This is a genomic window from Streptomyces sp. NPDC040610, from assembly GCF_055594065.1.
The window spans coordinates 531803-555680 of the sequence record NZ_JBVIXA010000002.1; the positions used below are offsets into that span (position 1 = coordinate 531803).

Annotated in this window: 21 protein-coding genes; 8 read left to right on the top strand and 13 right to left on the bottom strand. The window is 73.3% G+C overall.

Features of this window, described 5'->3' with window-relative positions; genetic code table 11:
* Positions 1-22: 22 nt before the first annotated feature.
* Positions 23-1387, top strand: coding sequence for a GH1 family beta-glucosidase (locus ACZ6AA_RS08865; protein ID WP_471457046.1), 1365 nt, complete (start codon positions 23-25; stop codon positions 1385-1387).
* A 39-nt stretch (positions 1388-1426) separates the two neighbouring features.
* Here ACZ6AA_RS08865 and ACZ6AA_RS08870 read toward each other — a convergent pair whose 3' ends face one another.
* Complete coding sequence (locus ACZ6AA_RS08870) at positions 1427-2503, bottom strand: hypothetical protein (RefSeq protein ID WP_471457048.1); 1077 nt, start codon at positions 2501-2503, stop codon at positions 1427-1429.
* 62 nt (positions 2504-2565) lie between these two features.
* Positions 2566-3255 (bottom strand): GntR family transcriptional regulator, encoded by a 690-nt coding sequence (locus ACZ6AA_RS08875; protein ID WP_468458993.1) that lies wholly within the window; start codon positions 3253-3255, stop codon positions 2566-2568.
* Between the two features lie 119 nt (positions 3256-3374).
* On the opposite strand from ACZ6AA_RS08875, the gene ACZ6AA_RS08880 reads away from it, so the two are divergent.
* Positions 3375-3908 (top strand): YbhB/YbcL family Raf kinase inhibitor-like protein, encoded by a 534-nt coding sequence (locus ACZ6AA_RS08880; protein WP_468458995.1) that lies wholly within the window; start codon positions 3375-3377, stop codon positions 3906-3908.
* Between the two features lie 8 nt (positions 3909-3916).
* On the top strand, positions 3917-4609 hold the full coding sequence (locus tag ACZ6AA_RS08885; RefSeq protein ID WP_468458996.1) for a metal-dependent transcriptional regulator: 693 nt from the start codon (positions 3917-3919) through the stop codon (positions 4607-4609).
* Positions 4610-4720: 111 nt separating this feature from the next.
* On the opposite strand, the gene murJ is transcribed toward ACZ6AA_RS08885, so the two are convergent.
* The 10 genes from murJ to ACZ6AA_RS08935 all read right to left on the bottom strand — a co-directional run bounded on the left by murJ (position 4721) and on the right by ACZ6AA_RS08935 (position 17176).
* Positions 4721-6289, bottom strand: a complete 1569-nt coding sequence (murJ, locus tag ACZ6AA_RS08890; protein ID WP_471457051.1) for a murein biosynthesis integral membrane protein MurJ — start codon at positions 6287-6289, stop codon at positions 4721-4723.
* Between the two features lie 128 nt (positions 6290-6417).
* Entirely contained in the window at positions 6418-7605 is a 1188-nt protein-coding gene (locus ACZ6AA_RS08895; RefSeq protein WP_471457053.1) for a M6 family metalloprotease domain-containing protein, read from the bottom strand.
* Between the two features lie 90 nt (positions 7606-7695).
* Positions 7696-8961 (bottom strand): alpha/beta fold hydrolase, encoded by a 1266-nt coding sequence (locus ACZ6AA_RS08900; protein ID WP_468459002.1) that lies wholly within the window; start codon positions 8959-8961, stop codon positions 7696-7698.
* A 211-nt stretch (positions 8962-9172) separates the two neighbouring features.
* Positions 9173-10570: an aldehyde dehydrogenase family protein gene (locus ACZ6AA_RS08905; RefSeq protein ID WP_471457056.1), complete on the bottom strand. Its 1398-nt coding sequence runs from the start codon at positions 10568-10570 to the stop codon at positions 9173-9175.
* A complete protein-coding gene (locus ACZ6AA_RS08910; RefSeq protein ID WP_471457058.1) occupies positions 10567-11571 on the bottom strand; it encodes a proline racemase family protein in 1005 nt (334 codons plus the stop codon). Before ACZ6AA_RS08910 ends, ACZ6AA_RS08905 begins: the two co-directional genes overlap by 4 nt.
* 31 nt (positions 11572-11602) lie before the next feature.
* Positions 11603-12511: a dihydrodipicolinate synthase family protein gene (locus tag ACZ6AA_RS08915; RefSeq protein ID WP_471457060.1), complete on the bottom strand. Its 909-nt coding sequence runs from the start codon at positions 12509-12511 to the stop codon at positions 11603-11605.
* 131 nt (positions 12512-12642) lie between these two features.
* On the bottom strand, positions 12643-14178 hold the full coding sequence (locus ACZ6AA_RS08920) for an FAD-dependent oxidoreductase (RefSeq protein ID WP_471457062.1): 1536 nt from the start codon (positions 14176-14178) through the stop codon (positions 12643-12645).
* A complete protein-coding gene (locus tag ACZ6AA_RS08925) occupies positions 14159-14479 on the bottom strand; it encodes a (2Fe-2S)-binding protein (RefSeq protein ID WP_468459012.1) in 321 nt (106 codons plus the stop codon). The genes ACZ6AA_RS08920 and ACZ6AA_RS08925 overlap by 20 nt, the downstream gene beginning before the upstream one ends.
* A gap of 26 nt (positions 14480-14505) precedes the next feature.
* Complete coding sequence (locus ACZ6AA_RS08930) at positions 14506-15660, bottom strand: NAD(P)/FAD-dependent oxidoreductase (protein ID WP_471457064.1); 1155 nt, start codon at positions 15658-15660, stop codon at positions 14506-14508.
* Positions 15661-15814: 154 nt separating this feature from the next.
* A complete protein-coding gene (locus tag ACZ6AA_RS08935; protein WP_471457066.1) occupies positions 15815-17176 on the bottom strand; it encodes an aminopeptidase P family protein in 1362 nt (453 codons plus the stop codon).
* Between the two features lie 129 nt (positions 17177-17305).
* Here ACZ6AA_RS08935 and ACZ6AA_RS08940 point away from each other — a divergent pair, with 129 nt between their 5' ends.
* The 5 genes from ACZ6AA_RS08940 to ACZ6AA_RS08960 are packed head-to-tail and all read left to right on the top strand — an operon-like array spanning position 17306 to position 23163.
* Positions 17306-19048 (top strand): ABC transporter substrate-binding protein, encoded by a 1743-nt coding sequence (locus ACZ6AA_RS08940; RefSeq protein ID WP_468482130.1) that lies wholly within the window; start codon positions 17306-17308, stop codon positions 19046-19048.
* Between the two features lie 14 nt (positions 19049-19062).
* Positions 19063-20037 (top strand): ABC transporter permease, encoded by a 975-nt coding sequence (locus ACZ6AA_RS08945; protein WP_471457068.1) that lies wholly within the window; start codon positions 19063-19065, stop codon positions 20035-20037.
* Positions 20034-21020 (top strand): ABC transporter permease, encoded by a 987-nt coding sequence (locus tag ACZ6AA_RS08950; RefSeq protein ID WP_468459022.1) that lies wholly within the window; start codon positions 20034-20036, stop codon positions 21018-21020. The genes ACZ6AA_RS08945 and ACZ6AA_RS08950 overlap by 4 nt, the downstream gene beginning before the upstream one ends.
* Positions 21020-22060, top strand: coding sequence for an ABC transporter ATP-binding protein (locus ACZ6AA_RS08955; RefSeq protein ID WP_471457070.1), 1041 nt, complete (start codon positions 21020-21022; stop codon positions 22058-22060). Before ACZ6AA_RS08950 ends, ACZ6AA_RS08955 begins: the two co-directional genes overlap by 1 nt.
* A complete protein-coding gene (locus ACZ6AA_RS08960; protein ID WP_471457072.1) occupies positions 22057-23163 on the top strand; it encodes an ABC transporter ATP-binding protein in 1107 nt (368 codons plus the stop codon). Before ACZ6AA_RS08955 ends, ACZ6AA_RS08960 begins: the two co-directional genes overlap by 4 nt.
* On the opposite strand, the gene ACZ6AA_RS08965 is transcribed toward ACZ6AA_RS08960, so the two are convergent.
* The gene (locus tag ACZ6AA_RS08965; RefSeq protein ID WP_468459028.1) at positions 23108-23767 is read right to left on the bottom strand and encodes an NADPH-dependent F420 reductase; all 660 of its coding nucleotides are present in this window, start codon (positions 23765-23767) and stop codon (positions 23108-23110) included. The genes ACZ6AA_RS08960 and ACZ6AA_RS08965 overlap by 56 nt on opposite strands.
* Between the last annotated feature and the right edge of the window lie 111 nt (positions 23768-23878).

A 23878-nucleotide genomic window follows, 5' to 3' on the forward strand; every position in this document is an offset into this window, starting at 1 on the left:
ACCCCCCGCCGAAAGGACCTCCGTGACCGACGCCTCCGACCTCGCCGCGCTCCCCCACCCCTTCACCTGGGGGGTCGCCACGTCGGCGTACCAGATCGAGGGAGCCGCCGCGGAAGACGGCCGCTCCCCGTCCATCTGGGACACCTTTTCCCGCACTCCCGGCAAGGTCGCGGGCGGCGACACCGGCGACGTGGCCTGCGACCACTACCACCGCTGGCCCGAGGACATCGCCCTGATGCGGGAGCTCGGCGTCGACTCCTACCGCTTCTCCGTCGCCTGGCCGCGCGTCGTGCCGGGCGGCGACGGGCCGGTCAACGCGGCCGGGCTCGCCTTCTACGACCGGCTCGTCGACGCCCTCCTGGAGGCGGGCATCACCCCGAACGTCACCCTCTACCACTGGGACCTGCCGCAGGCGCTCCAGGACCGCGGCGGCTGGCCCGCGCGCGGGACCGCCGAGCACTTCGCCGCGTACGCCGCCGTGGTGGCCGAGCGCCTCGGCGACCGGGTGCCGCAGTGGGCCACGCTCAACGAACCGCTCTGCTCGGCCTGGATCGGCCACCTGGAGGGCCGCATGGCCCCCGGCCTCACCGACATCCGTGCCGCCGTGCACGCCTCGTACCACCTGCTGCTCGGCCACGGCCTGGCCACCCAGGCCATCCGCGCGGCCTCCCCCGCGGCCGAGGTCGGCATCGTCAACAACCTCTCCCCCGTCGAGCCCGCCACCTCCCGCCCCGAGGACGTCGCTGCGGCCCGGCGCGTGGACGGCCACACCAACCGCTGGTGGCTCGACCCGCTGCACGGCCGGGGCTTCCCCGCCGACATGCTGGAGGTGTACGGCGTCGAACTCCCGGAACGGTACGGCGACTTGGACGTCGTCGCGCAGCCCCTGGACTGGCTGGGCCTCAACTACTACTTCCCCGCCCACGTCACCGACGACCCCACGGGCCCGCCCCCGCACGCCCACCAGGTCCACCGCCCCGGCAGACGGCACACCGGCATGGGCTGGGAGATCGACGCGAACGGCCTGGAGATCCTGCTCCTGCGCCTCACCGAGGACTACGGCGCGCGCAAGCTCTACGTGACCGAGAACGGCTCGTCCTACCCCGACGTGGTCCGCGCCGACGGCTCCGTCGACGACCCCGAGCGCGCCCAGTACCTCCGCGAACACCTCGCGGCCTGCGCCCGCGCGGCCCACCGGGGCGCGCCCCTCGCCGGGTACTACTCCTGGTCCCTCCTGGACAACTTCGAGTGGGCGTACGGCTACGACAAGCGCTTCGGCCTCGTCCACGTGGACTACGCGACGCAGCGGCGCACGGTGAAGGGCAGCGGGCGTCTGTACGCGGACGTGATCCGCCGCCACCGGCTGCGGGCACGGCGGGCGGCCTGAGGGGCGCGCCCGTGCGGCGGCTCACGGGGTGGCAGTTGCTCAGCGGTCGGTCACCGGGGTCCACAGGGGATCGTCGTCTTCGTCGACGTCGCGCAGTTCCCAGTCGGTCGGCACGTCGCCGGGGCCCATGCAGCCCGTGAGCCAGTACGTCGCGTCCGGGCCCCACCCCGCGAGCACGGTGGCGTGGGGCTCGCCGGAGTCCCCCGCGGCCACCGTGCCGCTCACGTTCAACGCCCGGCCCGCCGTGGTCAGATACCCGGTCCCCGTGAGGTGCACCGCGTCGAAGTCGGCGGCGACCGCCTCCCAGTCGGGGATGTACCACTGGGCCGTGCGACCCGTCGCCCGCGACCAGTCGTGCCGCCGCCCCCGCGTGACCCGCAGGGGATACCGCGCGACCAGGTCCGTCCAGGCCCCCGGCCCGGTGATCTCATAGGTCCGGCCGTCCTGCGGCACCCGCGTCGGCCACAGCCGCGCCCGCGTCCAGCCCGCCCCGTCCTCGACGGCCATGAGCTGCGTGGCACCCAGCCGCGGGAGCGCGCGGGAGGTCATGGTGACGCCGGAGGCCGTGGGCGTCGACCACCAGATGCCGCTGTACGAGACCGAGGGGTCCTCGTGGAAGGACGGTGCGTCGTGCTCGTCCTTCACCGTCTGCGCCTTCCACCTCCGCAGGGACTCGGCGGCCGCGCGGGCGGGCGGCGGACGGTCCTTGTCGCCGGGCTTCTCGATCCACTGGACGTACGCCTGCGCGGTCGGCTCCAGAGCCGCCGACCACCAGGTGGTCTCCGGCGCGTCGCCAACGGCTCGGGCGAGCGGGCGCAGGGCCTCGACGAGCTCCGGGTGGCGGAGCAGGGCGTCCTCTTCGTCGGGCTCCTGCCAGTACATCGCGGCGGCCGCGCTGTCGCCCAGTGCCCTCATCAGTCCCAGCTCCCCCGCGGCCGCGACCGTGCGGGCAGGGTCCAAGGCGTCCAGGCGCTGGAGCAGTCGCCTCCGCCACGGCTGGTCGGCGGGGTCGTGCGCCGCGTGGAAGAAGGCCTCCCTCACGTCGTCGGAACGCTCCGCGAGCACCATGCACAGTCGGCGACCGCGCGGGCCGTCAAGTATGTCGAACGCGCCCATCTGTTGGCTCTCCTGGTCTGTGGGGGTCTACCGCTGTCCGTCCAACCCGGAGTCGTACCCGATCAACAGGGTCCGGCGGAGTCGGTCAGCGCGGTCGCGGTCTGGGTGAGGTGCCGGGCCAGGACCTCGGCCGCCGTGTCGGCGTCGCGGGCCAGTGCCGCCTCCTCCAGGCGGCGGTGTTCGCCGAAGCCGTCCCGGTCGGGGTCGCGGTGGGCCGACCAGCGCCGGGCCAGTTCGCTCGCGGTCCACATGCGGTCGAAGGTCTCCAGGAGGACGGGGTTGCCGCAGCCTTCGAGCAGGGTGCGGTGGAAGACGCGGTGGGCCTCGGACCAGGTGCTGCTGTAGTAGGCGCCCTCCCCCGCTTCGTACGCGGGGGTGCGGGCCAGGCGGTGGTGGGCGGCCCGTACGCGGGCCTCCCAGTCGACGTCGCCGCGCTCGATGGACATGCGCAGGACGACCGGTTCGACAGTTCGGCGGGCCTCGGCGATCTCCTGCCAGCGGCGGTCGGAGAAGGCCGGGACGGCGAAGCCGCGGTTGTGCAGACGGTCGGCGAGGCCCTCGCCGACAAGCCGCACGAGCGCCTCGCGCACGACGGCCAGGCTCACGCCCTGGTCCTTGGCCAGGTCCTGCGGCTTGAGGGCGTCTCCCGGGGCGAAGTCCCCGCGCATGATCGCGTCCCGCAGGTGTGCGTGGACCTGCTCGGAGAGCATCTGCTTCCCCGACGGGGGTGAGGTGTGGGCCGTCTGCGTCATGCCGTCAGCATAGACGATCCCTTGGATAATCGATTATCCGTGTTATGGTCGATTCATCGGCGCCGAGAGACATTGCTCCCTCGCCGCCACCCCCAGCACGGCCTGAAAGGAACGACGCGATGAACGCCAACAACCCCTTCGCCCGCCTCCCCGAGGCGGCCTCCTTCACCGTGACGAGCACCGACGTCACCGACGGCGCCGCCTGGTCGCCCGCGCAGCTCTCCGCCGGTGCCCCCGGCGGCAAGGACGTCTCCCCGCAGCTGTCGTGGAGCGGTGCCCCGGACGGCACGAAGAGCTACGCGGTCACGGTCTACGACCCCGACGCCCCCACCGGGTCCGGGTTCTGGCACTGGGCGGTCGCCGACATCCCCGCCACCGTCACCGAGCTGCCGGAGGGCGCGGGCGACGACACCGGCTCGGGCCTGCCCGAGGGCGCCTTCCAACTGCCCAACGACGCCCGCATGGCGCGCTACATCGGCGCCGCCCCGCCCGCCGGGCACGGCCCGCACCGCTACTTCGTCGTGGTGCACGCCCTCGACGTGGAGTCCATCGGAGTCCCCGAGGAGGCCACCCCGGCCTTCCTCGGGTTCACCGTCGCCGGTCACATACTCGGCCGCGCGGTCCTGACCGCCACCGCCGAGACCTCCGCCTGACGCACGGCATGACCCGACTCATCGACGCCACGGAGATGTACCTCCGCACCGTCCTGGAGCTGGAGGAGGAGGGCGTGGCCCCGCTGCGGGCCCGCATCGCCGAGCGCCTGGACCAGAGCGGCCCCACGGTCAGCCAGACCGTGGCCCGCATGGCACGTGACGGACTGCTGCGCGTGGCCGCCGACCGGCAGCTGGAACTGACGGAGGAGGGGCGGCGGATCGCCACGCGCGTGATGCGCAAGCACCGGCTCGCGGAATGTCTCCTCGTCGACGTGATCGGGCTCGAGTGGGAGCAGGTGCATGCCGAGGCCTGCCGCTGGGAGCATGTGATGAGCGAGGCCGTCGAGCGCCGCGTCCTGGAACTGCTGCGGCACCCGACGCAGTCGCCCTACGGCAATCCGATCCCGGGCCTGGAGGAACTCGGCGAGCGGAGCGCCGAGGGGCCGGGCCCCGACGAGGGCATGGTCAGCCTCAGCGACCTCGAACCCGGGCCGAACGGCGCGCGTGCGGTCGTCCGGCGCATCAGGGAACGCGTCCAGACCGACCCGCAATTGATGGACACCCTGTGGCGGGCGGGGGTGCGGCCCGGCGCGGTCGTGAGCGTGACGTCGGCACCCGGCGGCGTCCTGGTCGGCAGCGGCGGGGCGGCCGCCGAACTCCCCGCGCGCACCGCCGCGCACGTCTTCGTCACGGAGCACTGAGCCCGGCGCCCCACCCGGGGACGGCCCTCGACCACCATGGTGGTCGAGGGCCGTCCCCGTTCCTTCAGCGGCCGAGAGCAGTCCGCCCGTGGCCGAGAGCGGTCCGCCGACTCAGCGCAGGACGCGCAGCCGCAGCTCACCGACCTTCAGCAGCCGCGCGAGCAGCACGTATCCGACGATCAGCACGGCGGCGCCCGCCGTGAGCGCGAGGGCCGTCGTCGCCGTGTCCGCGCCGTCCGTCCGGTTCGCGCAGGCGCGGGCCACCAGCCAGGCGAGGGCCCCGGCGGGGGCGGCGGCCAGCGTCAGCCTGCCGTACGTGCGCACCAGACGCCTGCCGTCCATGCGGCCGTCGAGGCGCCTGCGCAGCAGTCGCGCGGTGAGCAGCAGGCCGACGGCGTACGACAGCGTGTACGCGGCGGCCATGCCGACGACCGCCCAGCGGGCGGGCAGGAGTCGGTAGCAGATCGCGGCGAGGGCGATGTTCACGGAGGCGATCCACGCCGCCGTCCAGAACGGGGTGCGGGTGTCCTCGTAGGCGTAGAAGCCGCGCAGCAGCAGGTACTGGGCGGAGAACGGGATCAGGCCGAGGCCGAAGGCCTGGAGCATCTGGCCGAGCGGGCGCGTGGCCGCCGAGTCGGCGGCTCCGTGGCCGAACAGGAGCGCCGCCGTCTCCGGGCCGAGCGCCAGGAAGAAGAATCCGGCGGGCACGATCACGACGCCGGTCAGGCGCAGCGCGCGGGACAGTTCGCCGCGCAGGTCGTCGGTGCGGCCCTGCGCCGCGGCCTTGCTCAGCCGGGGCAGGAGCGCGGTGACCAGCGAGACCGTGACGATGGACTGCGGAAGGAGCCAGATCGTCTGCGCGTACGTGTACGCCGTGTACCCGGCCCCCACGTGCGGGAGCCGCTGGTCGGTGGCGTTGGCGTAGTTCGAGACGACGGTCAGGGCGACCTGGTTGACGAGCACGAACAGCAGGGTCCAGCGGGCGGCCCGGGCGCTCTTGCGCAGGCCCGTGCCGCGCCAGTCGAAGCGGGGCCGGAAGCGGAAGCCCGCCTCGCGCACGTACGGCACCAGTGCGAGGGCCTGCAGCGCGATGCCGCAGGTGGTACCGACGCCGAGGAGCCGGACCTGCTCGGCGGTGATGTCGCCGACGCTGTGCGGCGCCGTCATCAGCGCCAGGTAGGCGCCGAACATGGCGATCAGGACGACGTTGTTGAGGACGGGCGTCCACATCATCGCGCCGAACTTCTCGCGGGCGTTGAGGACTTGGCCGAGCATGCCGAACATGCCGTAGAAGAAGATCTGCGGCAGCAGGAAGCGGGCGAAGACGACGGTGAGTTCGAAGGCCTCGTGGTTCTCCGCCGTGTCGCGCATGTACAGGCCGACGATCTCCGGCGCCGCCCAGACGGCGAGCGCCGTGCCCGCCGCGAGGACGCACAGCACCAGGGTGACCAGCCGCTGCTCGTAGGCCCGGCCGCCGTCTGGCTGCGTGGCGCGGGCCCGTACGAGCTGCGGCACGAGCACGGCGTTGAGCGCGCCGCCGATCAGCAGGGTGTACAGGCCGGTGGGCACGGTGTTCGCGGTGTTGTACGTGCTGGCGAGCAGGCCGGTGCCGAGTGCCGCCGCCTGGAGGACCTGCCGGATGAGGCCGGTCGCCCTGGACACGACGGTACCGACGGCCATGAGCAGCGAGGACCGTGCGAGGCCGCCTCGTTTCGCGCTGTTTCTCTTGTGCTTTGCGATGGTGTTCCCCTCCCCGTCCCGCCACCCTACGCAAGGAAGATCGAGTGGGGGCGGAGGGCGCAGTGCTCTCAGGGCCTGCTGAGCCGGACGGTGTCCCCCGCCCCGCCGCCCCCGGTCACGGTGATCCTCGCTCCGGTCTCGGGGTCGGTGAAGGTCTGGCCGGGGGCGTGGGCGGCCAGGTCCAGGGGCGCGCAGCCCGGGGGCGGGGTGGTGGGCGGCGCGGCGTTCATGACGCGGACGGGGCCCTCGCCGGTCGGGGTGGCGGAGTCGACCTTGTAGATGAGGACGCCGCTGGAGCAGGCGGTCCGGTCATGGCCCTCGGCCCGGCGGGACTCGGCCACGTACGCCGTCGTCCCGCCGGTGCGCAGGACGGCGATGTGGGTGCCGCCCCCGCGCTCCACCGGGGTCAGTCGCACCGTGCGCCGCCCGTGCGCGGGCAGGCAGGCCACCTGGGCGTCGCGGATCCAGCCGAGCTTCCAGGAGTGCCAGCCGAGGTACTGCGGCGCGCGTCCCGCGATGTCGCCCATGACGTCCCAGCCGCCGGTGTAGCGGTGGGTGTCCCCCGTGAACGCGTAGAGGTCGGGCAGGCCGAAGGTGTGGCCGGTCTCGTGGGCGGCGACCTTGTGTCCCCAGCGCCACAGGTCCTGCCCGAAGGTGACCCCCCATTTGAGCCGCCTGCCGTCGGCGCTCACGCCGGACGTGCTCGGGTCGAAGAGGTAGGTCGGGGAGAAGGTGATGGCGGCGGCCGTCCGGGTGGGGACGACATAGACCATGTCGTAGCGGGAGAAGTCCGCGTGCGGGTCGGCGGCGGTGACGGCGTCCCGCACGTACTTCTCGTGCGCCTCGAAGGTCAGACCGCGCTCGAATCCGTACGAGGCGGAGTCCGCGGGCATCCGGATCCAGCGGTGCAGCGAGGTGACGGCGAGCCGGGAGCGGCCGTGGCTTGCCTGCTTCAACCAGCGCGCTGCGGGGGCGAGTTGGTCGGCGTAGCTGCGGGTGGAGTCGGTGGCGGGCGCGTCGGGGAAGTCGACGAAGAGGGTGAGGACCTTGCGGGTGCCGATGGCGCGCTGGAACTGCCGGGGGTCGGTGTCGTGGCCCTCGTCCGTCCAGCCGGTGCGGCCGGGAAGGGCGCAGTCGGATGCGGGGGCGGAGGGCCCGGGCGGGGTGGCCGCGTCGGCCGCCGTGGGGGCGGTGAGGCAGGCGACGAGGGCGAGGGCGGCGGTCAACGGCCGGAGGTGGAGGGGCGGTGCGGGCATGGCTCTCCCGAGGGTGTGGAACGGGCCGGGCGGGCGGAACCGGGGCCTGTCCGACGGGTGCGCGACGCCGCGCCGACCGTCGGACGGGCCCTAGGCTCGGCCAGCGGCCATCGCTGTCAGACGTTCGAGCACACGGCCGCCGGAGGCGGTCACGCCGTCGTGCTCCCATTCGTTGGTGACCCACACGCGGGCGGCGCCGACCTGGCACGCGGTGCGCAGGGAGAGTCCGGCGTCCACGTACATGTCGTCGTGGTAGACGATCGCGGCGAGGGGGACCTCGTTGGCCGCGAGCCGGTCGAGGTCGTACAGCGGGGGCCAGTCGGCGCGGTCGGCGAGCAGGTCGGCGGCGGCCGCGAAGGGGCGCAGGCCCGCGATGTCGCGGAACATCCAGGGGTAGATCATCTCGCCGGTGAGCAGGAGCGGGTCGGCGTCCTCGGCGAACTCGGCGCAGTCCGCGAGGGCGCGGGACGCGGCCCAGGCGGTGCGGGGCGCGCCCTGGCCGTAGAGCGTCTCCTGCATCACGGCGAACAGCGGGTTGTCGGTGAAGCCGGTCACGGCCATCACCTGGCGCAGGAAGGTGTCGGTCAACTCCCCGTCGGCGTCCAGGGATTCGTCGAGCAGCCAGTGGATCCGCTCGAATCCGTCCCCCATGCCGAGGACGAGCCCGAGCGTGCGCAGTCGGCGGACGGTGAGGCGGTCCCCGTCGGGCAGGCGGACGTCGGTGGCCGCGAGGAGGTCCGCGATCTTGCGCAGCCGTGCGGCGTCCTCCGGATAGCGGGCGTAGAGGCCGTGGACGCGGTCGCGCACGCGCGGGTAGGTGCGGGCGTAGACGTCGTCGGCGGTGGCGGTGAGCCCGGGCAGGCCCCCGGTGACGTAGCAGGCCTTGAGGCCTTCGGGCGCGCGGGACAGATAGGTGAGGGTGATGAAGCCTCCGTAGCTCTGGCCGAGGGTCTCCCAGGGCTCGTCGCCGCAGAGTCGACGGCGGATCAGCTCGGCGTCGGCGACGATCGCGTCGGCGCGGAAGTGGCCGAGGTACGCGGCCAGCCGGGCCGGGTCGGTGAAGCGGGCGGCGGCCCTGGCGGTGACGGGGGTGGAACGGCCGGTGCCGCGCTGGTCGAGCAGGAGCACCCGGTGGGTCTTGAGCGCCTCGTCCAGCCAGCCCGGCGAACCGGCGGACGGACGCGGGGACTTGCCGCCCGGCCCGCCCTGGAGATAGAGCAGCCAGGGCAGCCGCTCGCCCGCGCGGCGCGGGTCGACCACCTCGCGGGCGAAGACCTGGAGGGTCGCCCCGCCGGGCGCGGAGTGGTCGAGAGGGACGGTGAAGAAGTGGTCGACGGTCGCGTAAGCGGGGTTCATGAGCCCTCTCCGGGATGACTGACTGAAGCATGACGTGTGACATTGCATGAGAGGGCCACTGCGCCCCGAGGCCGACGACACCGGGCCCCGTAAGGGGCGCGGGGAACTGCGCGATCAACCCCCACCGCCCCGCAGAGACATCACAAAGCTCCCGGCAGGGCCCGCAGAGCCTGCGGAGCCCGCACATCTCCGCGGGCCCTGCCGCCCGGTATCACATCGCGCGCGCGGGCGACAGAGTGTAGGTCCGGGTCGTGGCGTAGAACTCCAGAGCCGCACGCCCCTGTTCCCGGGCCCCCTGGCTGGAAGCCTTCGTGCCGCCGAACGGCAGGTGGAAGTCGACACCGGTGGACGGGGCGTTGATCCGGATCATGCCGGTGTCGAGGTGGTCGAGTCCGCCGAGGGCCGCGTCCAGGTCCGCGGTGTGCAGCGAGGTGACCAGGCCGTGCGGGACGGAGTTGGTGATCCGGACCGCGTGGGCGAGGTTCTCGGCGGGCAGCAGGGCGGCGACGGGCCCGAAGACCTCCTCGCACAGCAGACGATGGCCGGGGGGAACGTCCTCCACCAGGGTCGGGGCCGCGTACCAGCCGGGCCCGACCGGCACGGTGCCGCCCGCGAGGACGCGCAGGCCGCGCACGGCGTCGACGACCTGGTCACGGGCGCGGGCGTCGATGAGCGGACCACAGACGGTGGCCGGGTCGGCCGGGTCGCCGACCGGGACGGCCCGCAGCGCCTCGGCGAGGGCCTCGCGCAGCGGGTCGAAGGCCGCGCCGACGGCGATCACGCGGCTGGTGGCGGTGCACTTCTGGCCCGCGTATCCGGCGATCGCGGCGGCGATGTGCGCGGCCGCCCGCTCGATGTCGGCGTCCGGCAGGACGACGGCCGCGTTCAGGCCGCCCATCTCGGCCTGGACGGGGATGCCGCGGGCGGTGGCGGTGCGCACGACCGCCTGGCCGACGGTGGTGGAGCCGGTGAAGGAGACCACGTCGGAGGCGGAGACGAGCGCGTTGCCCTCGGTGGCGTCGCCGGGCAGCACGGTGAAAACCCCGGTGGGCAGGGCCTGTTGGACGATCTCGGCGAGGCGCTGGGCGCAGGCCGTGGCCTGCGGGGCGGGCTTGAGGACGACGGCGTTGCCGACGGCGAGCGCCGGGGCCGCCTTCCAGCTGGGGATGGCGAAGGGGAAGTTCCACGGGGTGATGAGTCCGGCGACGCCGTGCGGCCGACGGCGGCTGAGCAGCAGTCCGGCTCCGGCGGCGGTCTCGTGGACGGCGCCGACAGGGTCGTAGGGGGTCTGGGCGTAGTACCGCCAGATCGCGGCGGTACGTGCGACCTCGGCCCGGGCCTCGGTGAGCGGCTTGCCCACCTCGCGCACGGCGAGCGCGGCCAGCTCCGCCGCCGCTGCCTCGACGGCGGCGGCGACGGCGCCGAGGGCGGCCGAGCGGGCCGCGGCCCCGGCGAGCAGCCAGCCGGCCTGGGCCGCGCGGGCCCGCTCGACGGTGTCCACGGCGGCGAAGGCGCCGGGGGCGCTGACGCGCACGACCACGTCGTCGGGGTCGGCCGGGTTGACGGAACTGAACGCTGACGCGGACAGCGGGGATACGGCGGCGGTCACAGGAGGAATCCTCCGGGGAAGGGGTCGTCCGGGTCGAGGAAGTACTGGGCGGTGCCGGTGACCCAGGCGCGCCCGGTGATGGTCGGTACGACGGCGGGCACCCCGCCGGCCTCGGCCTCGGCGACGAGCCGGCCGGTGAACCTCGTACCGATGAAGGACTCGTTGACGAAGTCGCGGTCCAGGGGCAGTTCGCCGCGGGCGTGCAGCTGGGCCATGCGGGCCGAGGTGCCCGTGCCGCACGGGGAGCGGTCGAACCAGCCCGGGTGGATGGCCATGGCGTGCCGCGAGTGGTGGGCGTCGGAGCCGGGCGCGGCCAGGTAGACGTGCTTGACCCCGGCGATGTCGGGCCGCTCCGGGTGGACGGGGCGGTCCGGTGAGGCGTTGATGGCGTCCATGAGGCCGAGCCCGGCGGCGAGCAGGTCGTTCTTGCGGGCGCGGTCGAACGGCAGGCCGAGGGCGTCGAGTTCGACGAAGGCGTAGAAGTTGCCGCCGAAGGCGAGGTCGTAGGTGACGGTCCCGAAGCCGGGGACCTCCGCCTTGCGCTCCAGGCCGACGCTGAACGCGGGCACGTTGGTGAACGTGGCGGACCGGGCGACGCCGTCCTCGACCTGCACATCGACCGGGACGAGTCCGGCCGGGGTGTCGAGGCGCACCGTGGTGACGGGTTCGGTGACGGTGACCAGGCCGGTCTCCACCAGGACGGTCGCGACGCCGAGGGTGCCGTGGCCGCACATCGGGAGGAGGCCGGAGACCTCGATGAACAGCACCCCGTGGTCGGCGTCGGGGCGGGTGGGCGGCTGGAGGATCGCCCCGCTCATCGCGGCGTGGCCGCGCGGCTCGTACATCAGCAGCGTGCGGAGGTGGTCCATGTGCTCGATGAAGTGCAGCCTACGCTCGGCCATGGTGGTGCCGGGGATGACCCCGACGCCTCCGGTGATCACGCGCGTGGGCATGCCCTCGGTGTGCGAGTCGACGGCGTGGAAGACGTGACGCGTACGCACAGAAGGTCCTTTCGGAAGCGGGCGGTCGCGGTCAGCGGTGGCCGTGTGCGACGGCCTTCTCGGTGGCCTCCCGCACGCGGCTCGCGATCTCGTCGGAGAGCGGGGAGCGGGGCGGGCGGACGGGGCCGCCGGGTCGGCCGACGATGTCCATGGACAACTTGATGGCCTGCACGAACTCGGTCTTGGAGTCCCAGCGGAGCAGGGAGTGCAGGGAGCGGTAGAGCGGCAGGGCCGTGGCCAGGTCACCGGCGACGGCGGCGTGGAAGAGCTCGGCGCAGGAGGCGGGCAGGGCGTTGGGGTAGCCCGCGATCCAGCCGACCGCCCCGGCCACGGCGAGTTCGAGCAGTACGTCGTCCGCGCCGATCAACAGGTCGAGTTCGGGGGCGAGTTCGGCGATCTCGTAGGCCCGGCGCACATCGCCGGTGAACTCCTTGACGGCGACGATCGCCCCGTCCCGGTGCAGTTCGGCGAGCAGCGCGGGGGTGAGGTCGACCTTGGTGTCGATCGGGTTGTTGTACGCCACGACGGGCACCCCGGCCTTGGCGACCTCGGCGTAGTGGGCGCGCACGGCGTCCTCGTCGGCGCGGTAGGCATTGGGGGGAAGCAGCAGGACCGAGCCGCAGCCGGCCGCGGCGGCCTGCTCGGCCCAGCGCCGGGCCTCGGCGCTGCCGTACGCGGCGACGCCGGGCATGACGCGGGCGGCGTCGCCCGCCGCCTCGACGGCCGTGTGCACCACGCGGGCGCGCTCCTCGTCGGTGAGGGTCTGGTACTCACCGAGCGAGCCGTTGGGGACGACGCCGTCGCAGCCGTTGTCGATCAGCCAGCGGACGTGCTCGGCGTACGCGTCGTAGTCGACGGATCGGTCGTCCCGGAGCGGCAGGGCGGTGGCGACCATGATGCCGCGCCAGGGGCGGGTGGTGTTCCAGGCGGTGTCGGTCATGTCGGACGACCTCTCTATAGTGTGTGACATTTTATTGAGGGAAGTACGGCGCCCACAAGGGGGCGCGGTCAGTGGACGGCGTCGCGTTCGGGTACGGCGGCAGGATCGTCGGCGGGTTCGCCGAGGCCCAGTCAGGTGGCGGACCCCTCGGCGGGTTCGACGGCAGGCCCGTCGGCGGGCCCGTCCAGCGAGGCCAGCGCCCCCAGCGGCACCGGCACCGCGAACGGACGGCGCTCGGCGGGCGCCTCCCCCGGCCCGGCGCCCCCCGCGAGGCAGGCCACGCCCGTCCCGCACATCCGGCCCTGGCACCAGCCCATGCCCGCGCGGGTGAGGAGCTTGACGGTGCGCGCGTCGCGGGCGCCGAGGTCGGCGACCGCCGTCCGGATGCTGCCCGCGGTCACCTCCTCGCACCGGCACACGTCCGTGTCGTCGGTCAGCCAGCGCGACCAGCCGGGTCCGGGGGCGTGCGCGGCGGCCATGGCGTCGGCGAAGGCCCGCATGCGGTCGCGGCGGCGCTGGAGTTCGCGGACGCGACCCCGGTGGGCGGGGCGGCCGCGCAGCCGGGCGGCGATCGCGAGGCCAGCCAGCTCACCTTCCGCACGCGCGAGTTGGGCACCGCCGATGCCCCCGGCCTCCCCCGCCGCCCACAGGTCGGGCACCGATGTCTCCTGCAGGGCGTCCAGGACGAGGGCCGTGGTGCGATCCTGGGTGGCGCGGGTCGCGCAGCCGAGCGTCGTGGCCAGTTCGATCTGCGGTACGAGACCGTGGCCGACGGCGAGCGCGTCGCACGCGATCCGGCGCGACGTCCCCGGAAGCGGCCGCCAGTCGCGGTCGAGCCGGGCGACCGTGACGGCCTCCACCCGGTCGTGGCCGTGCACTTCGGTGACGGCGCTGCGGGTGCGCAGCCGCACCCGGTGCCGCAGCAGGATGCCGCCGTGCAGCGCCGCCTCGGCCAGCTTGTGCGGGTTGGCCGCGAGCACCCGCGGGTGCCGGGCGTACGCCAGGTATCCGGACGCCTCGACCACGGCGGGCACCCGCGCCCCGGCGGCGGCCAGCGAGGACGCGACCGCGAGCAGCAGCGGCCCGCTCCCGGCCACGACGACCCGCTTGCCGGGCAGCACGAGGCCGGACTTGAGCATGGCCTGCGCTCCCCCGGCGCCGACGACCCCCGGCAACGTCCAGCCGGGGAAGGGAAGTTGACGCTCGTACGCACCGGTCGCGAGGAGCACCGCCCGGGCCCGCACCCGCACCGGCCGCTCCTCGCAGCCGTCGGCGCCGGTGACGGCGTGCACGGTCCACGGCCCTTCGCCGTCCGGGGAGCCGCCCTCCCGGGAGACCGTCCACACGTGGTGTCCGCCGAGGCGGGTGACCGCGCTCGCCTCCAGGCGTCGGCGGAGCCCGGCGTAGGCGGACCAGTCGTGGTGCAGGGCCTCGGGGCGCAGAGCTCCGGCGGCCGGGGCCGGGTGCCGGTAGAACTGCCCGCCGGTCCCGGTCGCGGTGTCCAACAGGGCGACGGTCAGGCCGAGTTCGGCGGCGGTGACGGCACCGGCGAGTCCGGCGGAGCCCGCGCCGATCACCGCGAGGTCGTACGGTCCGGACGGCTCGGCGGGTCCTTCGGGCCGGGCCCCTTGCGGGGCTGCCGCCGGTTCAGACGCCGAGGCGCTCATGGCCGTGTCCTTCCTGGGTCGTGATCGCGTCGCCGGGGCGCGCGGGCACCAGGCAGGCCCGGCGGTTGGGCGCGCCGTTGATGGTGGCGAGGCAGTCGTAGCACTGTCCGATGCCGCAGAAGGCACCGCGCGGCCGACCGCCCACACGGGTGGTGCGCCAGGCGAGGATGTCCGCGGCCCACAGCGCGGCGGCGACGGACTGCCCCGGCAGGGCGGGGACGGGGCGGCCGTCGAAGGTGATCTCGAACGACGGGCCGGGCTGCGCGCCGACCAGGTCGGCAGGGGTACGGGCACGGGCCACGGCGGGCCTCCTCTCGTGGTGGTCGATCAGGCCGTGGGCATGAAGCGGCCGGGGTCGAACGGGCTTGTGTCCAGGGGCGGCAGGCCACCGGTCAGGCAGCGTGCCACGATCAGCCCGGTGGCCGGGGCGAGCCCGATGCCCGCGCCTTCGTGCCCGCAGGCGTGCAGCAGCCCGGGGACGCGCGGGTCGGGTCCGATCGCGGGCAGGTGGTCGGGGAGATAGGGCCGGAACCCGGCGTACGTCCGCATCACCCGGACCCCGGCGAGGAGCGGGAACAGGGCGGTCGCCTGGGCCGCGAGACGCCGCAGGACCTCCGTGGACAGGGTGCGGTCGAAGCCGACCCGCTCCCGGCTCGCGCCGATCAGGACCGGGCCCGCCGCGGTGCCCTCGACCACCCCCGAGGTCTGCAGCGCCGCCGAGCCGCTGGCGACGTCGGCGACATAGTCGGCCGCGTACACCTTGCGCCGCACGACGCGCGGCAGCGGTTCGGTGACGAGCACGAAGCCACGGCGGGGCAGGACCGGCAGGTCCACGCCCGCGAGCGCGGCGACCTCGCCGCCCCAGGTGCCCGCGGCGTTCACCACGTACCCGGCGTACAGCTCGCCGGTCGCCGTCGCGACCCCCCGCAGCTCGCCGTGGCCGCCGGTGAGCAGGCCGGTGACCTCCTCGCCGAGCCTGAGGCGCACGCGGTCGCCGCACGCGCGCAGCAGATGGGCGGCGGCGAGGGCGGGCATGACCTGGGCGTCCTGCGGGTAGAGGAAGCCGCCCGCGAGGCCGGGGGCCAGGTGGGGCTCCAGGTCGTGGAGCCGGTCGGGCGCGACCTCCTCCGCCCGCACCCCGGCCTTCTCCTGTCCGGCCGCGAAGTCGCGCAGGGCGCGCATCCCGTCCTCGCCGGAGGCGACGACCAGGCCGCCCTTGGTCTCGTACTCGATCTGCGGCGGGAGCAGTTCGGTCAGCTCCCGCCACAGCTCGGTGGAGAGCAGGGCCAGTTCGAGCTCGGGGCCCGGCTCCTTGTCGGAGACGAGGAGGTTGCCCTCGCCGGAGCCGGTGGTGCCGCCCGAGACCGGGCCGCGGTCGACCACGGTGACGGTGAGGCCGGCCCGCGCGGCGTAGTAGGCGCAGGCCGCGCCGACGACGCCCGCGCCGACGACGATGACGTCCGAGGAGTTTCTCGTGAGCACGTCAGTAATATTTCACATGGCACTGACGATGCCAAGGGTTTCGCACGAGCCGTCCTCGCTCCATCCGTCCGGCCCGCACCGCCGGATCAGCAAGTCCGGCCTCAGCCCTGGTCGGCTCACCCACACCCTGACCCCGGCCCCGGCCGCCGCGGACTCACCCCTCCATCAGCGCCCCCATCCACTCCTCCACGCCCTCAGGCGTCCTCGGCAGCGCGCCGGACATCAGGCGGGCCCCGTCCGCCGTGATGACGAGGTCGTCCTCGATGCGCACGCCGATGCCGCGCAGTTCGCGCGGCAGGGTCTCGTCGTCCGGCTGGAGGTAGAGGCCGGGCTCGACGGTGAGCACCTGCCCCTCCTCCAGCACCCCGTCGAGATACGCCTCGGCCCTGGCCTGGGCGCAGTCGTGCAGGTCGATGCCGAGCATGTGGCCGCTGCTGCACAGGGTGTAGCGCCGGTGGAACTCGCCCTCGGCGTCCTTCAGCACCCCCCATGCGGCGAGCCCTTCGGCTATGACGCGCATCGCGGCCCGGTGGAAGTCGCGGAAGGCGGCGCCGGGCCGCAGCGCGGCGATGCCCGCGTCCTGCGCGGCGAGGACCAGTTCGTACACCTGCCGCTGGACCGGGGAGAAGCGCCCGGACAGCGGCAGGGTGCGCGTGATGTCGGCGGTGTAGAGGGTGTCGGTCTCCACGCCCGCGTCGAGGAGGAGCAACTCCCGTGCGTCCAGGGGGCCGTCGTTGCGTATCCAGTGCAGGACGCAGGCGTGGGCGCCGGACGCGGCGATGGTCTCGTAGCCGGTGCCGTTGCCCTCGGCGCGAGCACGCAGGCCGAAGACCCCCTCGATCCAGCGCTCGCCGCGCGGCTGCGCGAGGGCGCGGGGCAGGGCGCGGACGACGTCCTCGAAGCCGGTCGTGGTGTGGTCGACGGCGAGCTGGAGCTGGGCCACCTCCCAGGGGTCCTTGACGAGCCGCAACTCGCTGAGCACCGTGGCGAGTTCGCCGTCGGCGGCGGCGTTCCTGCCCGGCGGGAGTTCGGCGAGCGCCACGCACCGGACGCCGGTCATCCGCTCGGCCTCCGCGAGGTCGGCGCGTCGGCCCACCCAGAACTCGCCGTAGCGGCGGTCCCGGTAGAAGCCGTTGTCGGTGCGCGGGGACCGGGGGCGCAGGTGCAGCACCGCCTCGTGGCCGTGCGGTCCGTCGGGTTCGAGGACCAGCACATGACCGGCCTGGTCCTCGCCGCAGAGTCCGGTCAGCCAGGCGTAGGCGCTGTGCGGGCGGAAGCGGTGGTCGCAGTCGTTGGTGCGGACCCTCAACTCCCCCGCGGGGACGATCAGCCGCTCGCCGGGGAAGCGGGCCGACAGGCGGGCGCGGCGGGCCGGGGTGAGGTCTGCGGCGGGCAGCCGGATGTCGTCCGGCAGGGGGCTCGGCGCCCAGTCGCGGGCCATGGCGGACGCGAACTCGGGGGATTCGGGGAGGTCGTGGCCGACCGTACGGATGCCGGTCGACGCGGGCTCGTTCACGGGGATCCCTTCGGACACAGGTGCGTAACGGACGGGTCGATGCCTTGCCAGTACAATTTCACATTACTATGTTACCGGTCACATTCCAGCCACCTCGGGGCTGGCCGACTGTTCTCGGAGTGACCACTGATGAACAAGCGCACCCTCACCGCCGTCGCCGCCGTCCTGGCGACGGCCGTCACCCTTGGCACGGCGGGCTGTTCCGGCTCGAGTTCGGGCAAGGGGCGGGGCGGCAAGAACCCCGCGACCCTCAACGCCGGGGCCGTGGTCGGCGGCACTCCGCAGCGCGGCGGCACCCTGACCGTCCTGTCCCACCAGGACTTCACCCACCTCGACCCGGCCCGCAACTGGGTCATGAGCGACATGGACTTCGGCACCCGGCTGCTCTACCGCACCCTCGTCACGTACAAGGCCGCCCCCGGCACCGCGGGCGGCGAGCTGGTCCCCGACCTCGCGGCCGACCTCGGGACCCCCTCGAACGGGGCAAGGACCTGGACCTTCCGCCTCAAGAAGGGCATCAAGTACGAGGACGGCACGCCCGTCACCGCCCAGGACATCAAGTACAACGTCGAGCGGTCCTTCTCCCCCGACCTGCCCGGCGGCGCCGACTACGCGGCCCGCTACCTCGCCGGGGCCAAGGGCTACAAGGGCCCGGCCGAGGGCGAGCACCTGGACTCCGTCAAGACCCCCGACGACCACACGATCGTCTTCGAACTGCGCAAGCCCTTCGCGGAGTTCCGCAATGTCACGGTGATGCCGACGTTCGCGCCGGTGCCCAAGAAGCGGGACAAGGGACCGCGGTACGACAACAGGCCCTTCTCCTCCGGCCCCTACAAGATCGACTCGTATCAGCGCGGGAAGAAGCTGGTGCTCGCGCGCAATCCGCACTGGAAGGCCTCGACCGACACGGTCCGCAAGGCCCACCCGGACAAGCTCGTCATGGTCATGGGCCTCAAGGCCAACCAGATCGACGACCGGCTCATCGCCTCGCAGGGCGCCGACGCCTCCGCCGTCTCCTGGGGAGCGGTGCGGCCGGAGAGCGCCGCCAAGGTGCTGCCGAGCGCCGAGGTCAAGAAGCGGCTGATCGCCGAGTCCACCAACTGCACCGACATGGTCCAAATGCACACCGGGCGCGGCCCGTTCACCGATGTGAAGGTCCGTCAGGCCGTGCAGTACGCCCTGGACCGCGAGTCGGTGCTCACCGCCTCCGGCGGCCCCGCCTTCAACGACCCGTCCACCGCCTACATGCCCGCCTCGCTGTTCGGCGGCAAGCAGCCCGACACCCTCAAGATCCCTGTCGCCGGTGACGTCGACAAGGCCAAGCAGCTCCTCAAGGAGGCGGGCAAGCCGGGCGGCTTCACGACCAAGATGACCGTCTCCACCGGCGACAAGGGCCGGGCCGAGGCGATACAGGAGTCGCTCGGCAAGGCCGGCATCAAGGTCACCATCGAGACCGTCGACCCGTCCGCGTTCTATGCCACGATCGGCGACACCAAGAACCGCACCGACCTGGTCTACACGGGCTGGTGCCCGGACTACCCGTCCGGTTCGACCTTCCTGCCCTTCGTCTTCGACGGCCGCTACATCAAGGAGAAGGGCAACACCGGCAACCACTCCCTCTTCCGCGACAAGCCGACGATGAAGCGCATGGACGAGATCGCCGCCCTGACGGACGCCAGGAAGGCGGGCGCCGCCTGGCGGGAGCTGGACGGCGAGATCCTCGCGAAGGCCCCGACCGTCCCGGTCCTGGTGCGCCGCTGGCCCCTGGTCCTCGGCAGCAACATCGCGGGCGCGTACGGCCAGACGTCCTTCGGCGGCCAGCTCGACTACGCCACGGTCGGCCTCAAGGACCCGTCCAAGAGCAACGGCTGAGGGGCACCACGACCATGACCACCCTCACCCCGAAGACACCCGAGCCGAAACCGGCGCGGGAAGAGGCCCGGCGACCGGCGACGGCCGCCGCAGGCAGCAGCCCCTGGCGTCTCGCCCGCGCCGAACTGCGCCGCCGCACCTCGGCGAAGATCTCCCTCGTCATCGTGGCGCTCTTCGCCGTCATGGCCATCGCCGCGCCGCTGCTGAGCGCGCTCGGCGGCTGGTCGCCCAAGGAGTTCGACAAGACCGCCGTCGACCCCTACCTCGGCGGGCAGCCGATCGGGCCGCTCGGCGGGATCTCCGCCGACCATTGGCTCGGCGTCGAACCCGTCACCGGCCGCGATCTGTTCGCCCGGGTCGTGCACGGCGCACAGGTCTCCCTGCTCATCGCCTTCGCGGCCACGGCGATCGTCGTGATCGCGGGCACGGCGGCCGGGGTCGCGGCCGGCTACTTCGGCGGCCGCGTCGACGCCGTCCTCAGCCGGATCATGGACCTGACCATGTCCTTCCCCTCCCTCATCTTCATGATCGCGATGATGTCGGTGGCCAAGGACGTCAACCGGATCCTCCTGATGACCGCCGTGATCGGCCTGTTCGGCTGGCCCGGCATCGCCCGCGTGGTGCGCGGCCAGACGCTCTCGCTCAAGCACCGCGAGTACGTCGACGCCGCGCGCGTGGGCGGCTCGGGGCCCTGGCGGATCCTCACCCGCGACATCCTTCCCGGCGTCGCCGGTCCCGTCATCGCGTACACGACCCTGATCATCCCGGGCATGATCGCCACCGAGGCGGCGCTGAGCTACCTCGGAGTCGGCGTCCGGCCGCCCACGCCCTCCTGGGGCCAGATGATCGCCGAGAGCGTCGCCTTCTACGACACGGACCCCATGTACTTCGTCATCCCGAGCACCTGTCTCTTCCTGACCGTGCTCGCGTTCACCCTGCTCGGCGACGCGCTGCGGGACATCCTCGACCCGAGGGGCAGCCGCACATGACCCTGTACATCGCCCGCCGCCTCCTCGCCGTGACCGGCGTGCTCATCGCCGTCGCCGCCGTCACCTTCACCATCTTCTACGTCCTGCCGTCCGACCCGGCCGCCGCTGCCTGCGGCAAGTCGTGCAGCGCCGACCGGCTCGCGGCGATCCGCGCCAACATGGGCCTGGACCAGCCCATTTGGCAGCAGTTCTGGGACTTCCTCGCCGGCATCTTCACGGGCCGGACCATCGGCACCGGCCAGTACGCCCTGCGGTGCGACTTCCCGTGCCTCGGCTACTCGTACGAGAACAGCGAAGCCGTGTGGGGCCTGCTCATGGACCGGCTGCCGGTCTCCGCCTCGCTCGCGCTCGGCGCGGCCGTGCTGTGGCTGGCGCTCGGCCTGACCGCGGGGGTGACGGCCGCGCTGCGCAAGGACACCCTCACCGACAGACTCCTGATGGTCGGCGCGGTCGGCGCCGCCTCGCTGCCCGTGTACTTCACGTCGATGATGCTGATCTACGGCCTGATCCGCACGGCCGACCTGCTGCCCTATCCGCAGTACGTCTCCTTCGGCTCCGACCCCCTCGACTGGGCGTCGAACCTGCTCCTCCCCTGGCTCGCGCTGGCCATCCTGTACGCGGCCATGTACGCACGCCAGAGCCGCAGTTCGATGATCGAGACGATGGCGGAGCCGTACATCCGCACGGCCCGCGCCAAGGGTCTGCCGCGCCGCAAGGTCGTCGTCAAGCACGGCCTGCGGGCGGGGATGACGCCGATCCTCACCCTCTTCGGCATGGACCTGGGCGGGCTGCTCGCCGGCGCCGTCATCACCGAGTCCATCTTCGGCCTGCCGGGCATCGGACGGCTCTTCTACGGCGCCCTGTCCACCGGCGACCAGCCGGTCATCCTCGGCGTCACGCTGCTCGCCGCCACCTTCATCGTCGTCGCCAACCTGGCCGTCGACCTGCTGTACGCCGTCGTCGACCCGCGAGTGAGGTTCTGATGACCCTGCTGTCCCACGAGGACCCGCCGGTCCCTGTCGAGCGGGACGAACCCCTGTTGTCCGTACGGGACCTGAGCGTCACGTTCACGACCGGGCGCGGCCGGGTCCGGGCCGTGGACCGGCTCTCCTTCGAGGTGGACCGGGGGCGGACCCTCGGCATCGTGGGCGAGTCGGGCTCCGGCAAGTCCGTCACCTCCCTCGCCGTCCTCGGCCTGAACACCGGCGCCGACGTCACCGGCTCCATCCGGCTGCACGGCCAGGAGCTGATCGGCCTCGACGAGCGCGCCCTCAACCGGCTGCGCGGCCGCCGCATGGCGATGATCTTCCAGGACCCGCTCTCCAGCCTCCACCCGTACTACACGGTCGGCGAGCAGATCGCCGAGCACCACCGCGTGCACTTCAACTCCCGCCGCGCGGCGTCCCGTCGGCGCGCGGTGGAGATGCTCGCCGAGGTCGGCATCCCGGAGCCGGAGCGGCGGGCGGGCGAGTATCCGCACCATTTCTCCGGCGGCATGCGGCAACGCGTGATGATCGCGATGGCCCTCGCCTGCGAGCCCGAGCTGCTCATCGCGGACGAGCCCACCACGGCCCTCGACGTCACGGTGCAGGCGCAGATCCTGGAGCTGATCGCCCGTCTCCAGGAGGACCGGGGCCTCGCCGTCGTCATGATCACCCACGACCTGGGCGTGGTCGCCCGGGTCGCCCACGACGTGCTCGTGATGTACGGGGGCCGGGCCGCCGAACAGGCCCCGGTGGACCCGCTGTTCGCGACCCCGGCCCACCCCTACACCCGAGGCCTGCTCGACTCCCTGCCGCGTCTGGACGACGCCGACGACGAGCCGCTGCGGGCCATCCCCGGCAGCCCGCCCTCCCTGCTCGCCCCGGCCCCCGGCTGCGCCTTCGCACCTCGCTGCCCCCGAGCCGCGGCGGCGGCCGCCGACGAACGGCTGCGGTGCGAGACCGAACGGCCGCTGCTCGGCGGCCCGGCCGACCATCCGGCCGCCTGCCACTTCCCCGCGTACGAAGGCGTCCCCTCATGACCTCAGCGACCCACCCCGCCCCGACGGAACAGCAACCGCTCCTCGCCGTGCGGGACTTGACGACGTCCTTTCCGTCGAAGCGGCGCGGAACGGCTCCCGTGCGGGCCGTCGACGGCATCAGCTTCGACGTCGCCGAGGGTGAGACGCTCGGCCTCGTCGGGGAGTCCGGCTGCGGCAAGTCCACCACCGGGCGCACCATCGTGCGTCTCCTGGAGCCCACCAGCGGCACGGTCACCTATGACGGCCGCGACATCAGCCATCTCTCGCAGCGCGAGCTGCGGCCGCTGCGCCGCGAGCTCCAGATGGTCTTCCAGGACCCGCACTCGTCCCTCAACCCGCGCCAGACCGTGGCCCGGATCATCGCCGACCCCCTGCTCGTCCAAGGGAGTTCGGCCACCGACGCCCGCAAGCGCGCCCTCGAACTGATGGAGCTGGTCGGGCTCATCCCCGAGCACAGCGACCGCTATCCGCACGAGTTCTCCGGCGGCCAGGCCCAGCGCGTCGGCATCGCCCGCGCGCTGGCCACCGGGCCGCGACTCGTCGTCGCCGACGAGCCCGTCTCCGCGCTCGACGTCTCCGTCCAGGCCCAGATCGTCAACCTGATGGAGCGGCTGCAGCGGGAGCTGGGCCTCGCCTACCTCTTCATCGCCCACGACCTGTCGGTGGTCAAGCGCGTCTGCGACCGGGTCGCCGTCATGTACCTCGGCCGCATCGTCGAGATCGGCGCCAAGGAGCGGGTGTACGCGGCCCCCGCGCACCCCTACACCCGGGCGCTCCTCTCCGCCGTACCGCTGCCCGACCCGGCGGCCGAGCGGGCCCGGGAGCGCATCACGCTCCTGGGCGACCCTTCCCCAAGCTCTCAGCTTCGTTCGAGCAGGGGAGGCCCCAATCGCCCGGCCGCTCCCCCGCCCGGCTGCACGTTCCACCCCCGCTGCCCCAAGGCGCAGGACATCTGCAAGGCCGAGGCACCGGTCCTGCGGATCGGGGCGCCGGGCGAGGCGCGGGAGGTGGCCTGCCACTTTCCCGAGACGGCCGTGGCCCCGCCGCCTACGCCCGGAACGTCGCCGGGCGCTCGGGGGACGCCGCCGCGAGCGCGTCGGTGACCGCGGCGACTCCGGCCCGCAGGCCGTAGACGGGGGTGTCGGGCTGCTGGCGCCAGGACTCGTCGATGCCGCCCGCGTCCACCGTGTCGAAGCCCAGCTCGTCGATCAGGTCGCGGACGACCTTCTTGGCGGCCTCGTCGTCACCGGCGACGGGCAGCGCCATGCGCTCCGGGTCGCCCTTGGGCAACGGCTTGTCGAGGATGTCCTCGGCGTACGTGCCGTTGAACGCCTTGATGACCGGGTGGCCGATGTGCTGCTCGGTCCAGCGGCTCTCCGTGACGCCGCCGTCCTCAATGGCGTCGATCCTGCCGTCGCGCTGCGGGTAGTAGTTGCCGGTGTCGAGCACCGCGAGCCCGTCGGCGGCCCCGTCGAACAGGCCGGACGGCAGGTCGGGGACGCTCTTCAGCGGGATGGTCACGACGACGAGCTCGGCACCGCGCGCGGCCTCGGCGACGGTCACGGGCGTGGCGCCGGTCTCCTCGGCGAGGGCGGTGAGGGTCTCGGGTCCCCGGGAGTTCGCCACGGACACCTCGTGCCCGAGCTTCGTGAGGCGCCGGGTGAGATTGCCGCCGATGTTGCCCGCGCCGACGATGCCGATCTTCATGGGGTCCTCCAGAGCCGTGGCGCGACGGGGGTGCCGCTGCCGCATGTGTGCACCCAACCCCGGGGTCACCGGCACTATTTCCGCCGGGCCCCGGGAATATTCGGCGTCCTC